At 50.0% G+C, this 6602-nt stretch carries 3 protein-coding genes; all 3 read left to right on the top strand.

All coding sequences use genetic code 11. The features are described 5' to 3' along the window. Positions 1 to 165: 165 nt before the first annotated feature. The 3 genes from ACYQ2E_RS11045 (at position 166) to ACYQ2E_RS11035 (ending at position 6150) form a co-directional block, all read left to right on the top strand. Positions 166 to 3924, top strand: coding sequence for a phosphoribosylformylglycinamidine synthase (locus ACYQ2E_RS11045; RefSeq protein WP_460018118.1), 3759 nt, complete (start codon positions 166 to 168; stop codon positions 3922 to 3924). Beyond that, on the top strand, positions 3912 to 5312 hold the full coding sequence (gene purF, locus ACYQ2E_RS11040; RefSeq protein ID WP_460018117.1) for an amidophosphoribosyltransferase: 1401 nt from the start codon (positions 3912 to 3914) through the stop codon (positions 5310 to 5312). Before ACYQ2E_RS11045 ends, purF begins: the two co-directional genes overlap by 13 nt. Positions 5313 to 5538: 226 nt before the next feature. Then, positions 5539 to 6150, top strand: a complete 612-nt coding sequence (locus ACYQ2E_RS11035) for a hypothetical protein (protein WP_460018116.1) — start codon at positions 5539 to 5541, stop codon at positions 6148 to 6150. Positions 6151 to 6602 lie beyond the last annotated feature (452 nt).

Here is a 6602-nt window from a genome sequence, read left to right as displayed (position 1 = left end):
AGCACACGTATTTTCGTTGAAAAATCAAGATGTGAAGCACGCCCGCTTTGAGGCGTAGAAATTTAGGAAATCGTGGTTCTGCCCGTAGGGCAGGTTCCGATTTATCTAATTTCCTAGCCTCAGGCGTGCTGAACTCAGTTAAGATAAATTAATAAGGGGAATTCATTGACAACTAGCACACGTATTTTCGTTGAAAAAAAGGAAGATTTTTCTGTCAAGAATCAGGCGCTTTTGCACGAACTGAAAAATAATCTGCAATTGAAAACTTTGACAAAGATTCAGCTCATTCAGGTTTATGAGCTTTTTCATATTGAAGAGGAGCTGCTGGAAATCGCGCAGCAGCAGGTCTTTTCGGAGGCTGTGACCGACCGTCTGCTAGCGGAGGCAGAAATTTCTGAGCGCATGAAGTCGCACACTTCTTTCGCGGTTGAGTCGCTGCCGGGGCAGTTTGACCAGCGCTCGCAAGCCGCTGAAGATGCGCTATTTCTTCTGGGAAGCAATCAGGCAAAAGTCACGAATAGCCGGCTTTATCTGCTGAATTCGGACATTGATTCGGCTGAACTTGAGCGGGTTAAGAATTATCTGCTGAATCCTGTGGATTCACGTTTCAAAGACCTGATGCAGCCTCTCAAGGAAGAGATTTTCCGGAATTCTGACGAGACGCTCGTGGTTCTGGACTTTTTCAATGTTTATGGCGCAGCCGATTTTGCGGGCTACAAGGCAGAAAACGGGCTGGCTATGGAAGTGGAGGATTTGCTCTTTATTCAGGACCATTTCAAGTCCATCGGGCGCAATCCGACTGAAACCGAGCTGAAAGTTCTGGACACCTACTGGTCAGACCACTGCCGGCACACGACTTTCGAGACCGAGCTCGCGGAGATTGACTTTTCACAGAGTCGCTTCCAGGCTCAGCTGCAGACGAGCTATGACAGATACCAGGCCATGCGTCAGGCGCTGGGACGGAGTCAGAAGCCCACGACTTTGATGGAATTGGCCACGATTTTCGGCCGTTATGAGCGGGCGAATGGCCGTTTGGACGACATGGAAGTTTCCGAAGAAATCAATGCCTGCTCGGTTGAGATTGAGGTAGATGTGGACGGCGTCAAGGAGCCTTGGCTTTTGATGTTCAAGAATGAGACCCACAACCACCCGACCGAGATTGAGCCTTTCGGCGGCGCGTCGACCTGTATCGGCGGTGCCATCCGTGACCCGCTGTCCGGCCGCAGCTATGTCTATCAAGCCATGCGCATCACGGGTGCGGGCGATATTCTGCAGCCGATTGCTGAAACCCGGGCCGGCAAGCTTCCTCAGCAGGTGATTTCGAAACGGGCGGCCCACGGCTATTCATCATACGGCAATCAAATCGGGCTCGCGACGACCTATGTCAAAGAGTATTATCACCCCGGATTTGTCGCGAAACGTCTCGAAGTCGGCGCTGTGGTCGGGGCGGTGCCGAAAGCCAATGTCAAGCGCCTCTCGCCTGCGCCTGGCGACGTGGTCATCATGTTCGGCGGGCGGACAGGCCGCGATGGTATCGGCGGGGCGACCGGCTCGTCAAAAGTTCAGACCGAGAAGACGGTTGAGACGGCCGGTTCCGAGGTTCAGAAAGGCAACGCCATCGAAGAGCGCAAGATTCAGCGCCTTTTCCGCAAGCCCGAAGTGACGGCGCTGATTAAAAAGTCCAACGACTTCGGCGCAGGCGGCGTCTGTGTCGCCATCGGAGAGCTGGCAGACGGCCTCGAAATCAATCTCGACCTCGTGCCCTTGAAGTATCAGGGGCTCAACGGAACAGAAATTGCGATTTCCGAGTCGCAGGAGCGCATGAGCGTGGTCGTGGACAAGGCGGATGCCTCCGCCTTCATCGCCGCCTGCCGTCAGGAAAACCTGGAAGCCGTGGCAGTGGCGCGGGTCACCAGCGACAAGCGACTCGTCATGACCTACAAAGGTCAGAAAATTGTCGATATCGCCCGTGATTTCCTGAACACCAACGGCAAACGCGGGGTTGTCGGCGCCAGAGTTATCGATACAGCGACCGAGAAACCATTCTGTACAGAAACCAGTGAACAGAGCCTGGCGCAGGACTTGAAGCATTTGCTGTCTGAGCACAATCATGCCTCGCAGAAAGGCCTGCAGAGCATTTTCGACTCCAGCATCGGCCGCAGCACTGTCAATGCGCCTCTGGGCGGCAGCTATCAGCTCACGCCGACCGAATGCTCGGTGCAGAAGCTCCCAGTGCTGAAAGGCAGGACAAATACGGTCTCGCTCCTGGCACACGGCTATTCGCCTGAGATTGCAGGCTGGTCAGCTTATCACGGCGCGGCTTATGCGATTATCGAAGCAACGGCACGTCTGGTCGCCAGCAATTCAAACTGGACAAAGGCCCGCTTTTCGTATCAGGAGTATTTCGAGCGGATGAACAAGCAGGCGGAGAAGTTCGGTCAGCCGCTGGCCGCTCTGCTGGGCGCGATAGAGGCGCAGACGGCGCTGGGACTGCCGAGCATCGGCGGGAAAGACTCGATGAGCGGGACTTATGAGGAATTGACCGTGCCGCCGACGCTGATTGCCTTTGGCGTCACGACCTCAACGGCTGAGCGGATTCTTTCGCCGGAGTTTAAGGCGGTGGGTGAAAATATTTACTATGTTCGTGGACAAAAGATTGCGGAGTGTATTGATTTTGAACAGATAAAGGCAAATTTTGTTTTGATGTCTAAAATCTTTGAGAACCATTCCGTAACTGCGGCGATTTCGACAAAAACGGGTGGTTTGTCCGAGAGCTTGGCGCTGATGACCTTCGGCAATCATATCGGTGCGGCGGTCAATGTTCAGACCATGGAAAACCTCCTGTCAGCCGAGTTCGGCGGATTTATCTTCACTTCTCCAGAAGACATTTTGGATGAAAATGTCGAGAAAATCGGACACACAGCGGATGAATTTGTCCTGAAAATCAACGACATTACAATGCCAGCTGTCGAATTACTCGCCAGCTTTGAAGGTACATTTGAGCCTGTCTATCCGACTGTTTTTGAACAAAGTCAGGAAATTGTCGAAGTTCCTGCAGTTCAAACGGAGATTGCCAAACAAGCACCGGAAGAAGTTGCGCAGCCGCTGGTTTATATTCCGGTATTCCCAGGAACAAACTGTGAATACGACTCTGCCAGAGCCTTTGAAGCCGCCGGCGCGAAGACGGTCATTGTGCCTTTCATTACGCTGGATGCGGCTGCGATTGACGCGTCGATTCAGGAGATGGCGGAAAATATTTCGCGGGCGCAGATTATTCTGTTTCCTGGCGGCTTCTCGCAGGCGGATGAGCCGGACGGCTCGGCCAAGTTCATTGTCAGCATTCTGAAAAATCCGCAGATTTCGCAAGCCATTGACGCACTCATTGCGCGGGGCGGCCTGATTATCGGAATCTGCAACGGTTTCCAGGCGCTGGTCAAATCGGGCCTGCTTCCTTATGGACATTTTGACAGCGTGTCTGAAAATTCACCGACTCTGTTCTACAACGATGCCAATCAGCACGTGGCAAAAATGGTGACCACGCGGATTAGCAATACAAATTCACCTTGGCTGTCCGAAGTCGAAGTAGGACAAGTCCACAGCATACCCGTGTCGCACGGCGAAGGCAAATTTGTCGTCAATCAGACAGAATTACAAGAATTGATTAAAAACGGTCAGATTATCAGTCAGTATTGCGACTTTGACGGCAAGCCAAGCATGGACAGCTTCTTCAACCCGAACGGCTCCAGCTGCGCCATTGAGGGCATTGTCAGCAAAAACGGACAAATCCTAGGCAAAATGGGACATTCAGAGCGATTTGAAGACGGCCTGTTTAAGAATATTCCAGGCAGCAAAGACCAGCGACTTTTTGAAAGTGCTGTTAGATATTTCCAAGCCGGACAAAAAGGGGACTCATGTACGAAGTAAAAAGTTTAAACGAAGAATGCGGCTTATTTGGCGTCTGGGGATATCCGGAGGCCGCGCAGTTAACCTATTTCGGCCTGCATGCCCTGCAGCACCGCGGCCAAGAAGGCGCAGGCATTCTCTCAAACGATAAGGGCAAACTCAAGCGTCACCGCGGTTTGGGCCTGGTCACCGAAGTTTTCCGCGACGAAAAAGACCTGAACGAGCTCACAGGCACGGCTGCAATAGGCCACGTACGCTACGCCACAGCCGGCAGCTCAGACATCAACAATATCCAGCCCTTTCACTTTGAATTCCACGACGGCGGACTCGGTCTGGCCCACAATGGCAACCTGACCAACGCCCAGTCGCTGCACTGCGAACTTGAGCAGTCCGGCGCCATCTTCTCGTCTAATTCGGACACCGAAATCCTCATGCACCTGATTCGCCGCAGCCCGCGCCCGGCATTCATCGACCGAGTCAAGGATGCGCTCAACACCGTCAAAGGCGGCTTCGCCTTTCTCATCATGACTGAGCATGCCATGATTGCAGCGCTTGACCCGAACGGCTTCCGCCCCCTGTCCATAGGAAAAATGTCCAACGGCGCCTGGGTAGTCGCCAGCGAAACCTGTGCCTTTGACGTCATCGGTGCCACTTATGTCCAGGACGTTGAGCCCGGACAAATCGTCATGATTTCGGACGAAGGCATTGTATTTGACCAGTTTACAGACCAGACAAATCTGACAATCTGTTCAATGGAGTACATATACTTTGCACGCCCTGACTCGACCATTCACGGGGTGAATGTCCATACCGCGCGCAAGCGCTCTGGCAGGATTCTCGCCCGCGAAGCGAAGCTTGCTGCCGATATCGTCATCGGTGTACCGAACTCCTCCTTATCAGCGGCCTCCGGCTATGCGGAAGAATCGGGCTTGCCCTACGAAATGGGCCTAATTAAGAACCAATATGTCGCACGGACCTTTATCCAGCCCACTCAGGAGCTGCGCGAACAGGGCGTGCGCATGAAGCTGTCGGCGGTGCGCGGCGTTGTCGAGGGCAAGCACGTCATCATGGTCGACGACTCGATTGTGCGCGGGACGACTAGCAAGCGTATCGTCAATCTGCTCAAAGAGGCAGGTGCCGCCGAGGTTCACGTCGCTATTGCCAGCCCGGCGCTGAAATATCCGTGTTTTTACGGGATTGACATCCAGAAGCGCGAGGAGTTGATTGCCGCGACCCACACGGTTTCCGAGATTTGCGAGCTGATTGGGGCGGATAGTCTGACTTTTCTGAGTCAGGACGGCCTGGTCGAGGCGATTGGGCATGATGAGCTTTGTTTGTCTTACTTTGACGGGGTTTATCCTACGCCGCTTTATGATTATGAGGCGGATTATTTGGCGAGTTTTGAATAATTGTGATTTGTGGGAATGCCAGGATTTTGAATCTTGGTGTTTTGTTTTTTCAGGTAAAGAAATGAAGTTTAATGTGGGGGATATTTTCGAGGCGCTCCTTAGTCTCTACTTTGAAAATCAAGGGTTGATTAAGATAAGTAGGGGGGAAATAAAGTGATAAAAATTGAATTATTAGAATCGGTTTAGTATAATGAAATGAACCATTTTAAGAGAGGAATTCATTATTATGGACTCAAACATTACTGCTGCAATTATATCCTTTGCACTTGGGCTGATAGGTGTGGTTGTTTCGACTATACTTTCAAAGAGACAAATTGCGGCTTCAAACGCGCAATTTGATAGACAAAAAGAGTTTGAAAAGAACGGAGAACTTCGTAAACAAGTTGCTGTGTTTCTAGCAGAGATAACGAGTACATACGATATCTTGAAATCCTTCTTAGAAAAACGAAGGGAGTTTGAAGTTGTTCAACGAAGTGCATTCGACATAGTTCAAAATGGCGGAAACCTTGATTATATACTTGGCAGTGACCCTCGGAAAGAGATGGAAATTCTAGATGAAGACTTGAACTCATTACGTGTGAATTGGGGAACGAAAGTGAAAAATGTTGAGGACAGTGCTCAAGAAATTTTACTTTACTTTGATAAAAATGGAGCCGAAAGAGTCGAAGAATTAGTACTATATGCGCCACAAAATTTAAAGCGTTATAATTGGGTGTTTTTAACGAATTTTCCAGAAGACATGCTTAGAACCACTTTTGACTCTTTGTGTGGAGACATTAATATTCCCAAGAATATTGAAGATATTAGAAGTAAGATGCGTGAAATACTGAATAAATAGATTATTGCAGTTTTAGCTGTTTACGGAACACCTTCTCCCCCAAAGAGGGAGTCTGCATCTTATACCTGCAAATCTTGGTGAACGTTCATATTTTTGAAAATCTTCTACCCCACGAAATTGTTTTCTACCCCAATTTTCTTGTTTTGGGGTGGAAAGTTGGCCTGTCGGATTGGCAGGCTTTTTGGTTTTGAACGATAAATTCGTAATTATTTTCTCAATCGGGAAAATGTGGTGTGATTCGTGTATGTATTTTTCCAAATGGAAAAATAACAAGCAAAATTGGCCCATACTTTTCCATTTGGAAAAGTATGGTGTCAGATTTCTCTGGCTCTTATACACATCGTACGTGTCCGACGATACACTTTGTGTAGATCTTGTTGGTGCGGGTAGCACTTATACAACAACCACTTGTGTATATGACTTGTCATTTTGTTAATACTCTCTCTCATATA

Source organism: Lactovum odontotermitis (genome assembly GCF_054658595.1).
This window is presented reverse-complemented; position numbering and strand designations above follow the sequence as displayed.

Coding starts and splice junctions, on each gene's coding strand:
- ACYQ2E_RS11035 (WP_460018116.1), top strand. CDS start 5,539: ATGGACTCAAACATTACTGCTGCAATTATATCCTTTGCACTTGGGCTG.
- purF (WP_460018117.1), top strand. CDS start 3,912: ATGTACGAAGTAAAAAGTTTAAACGAAGAATGCGGCTTATTTGGCGTC.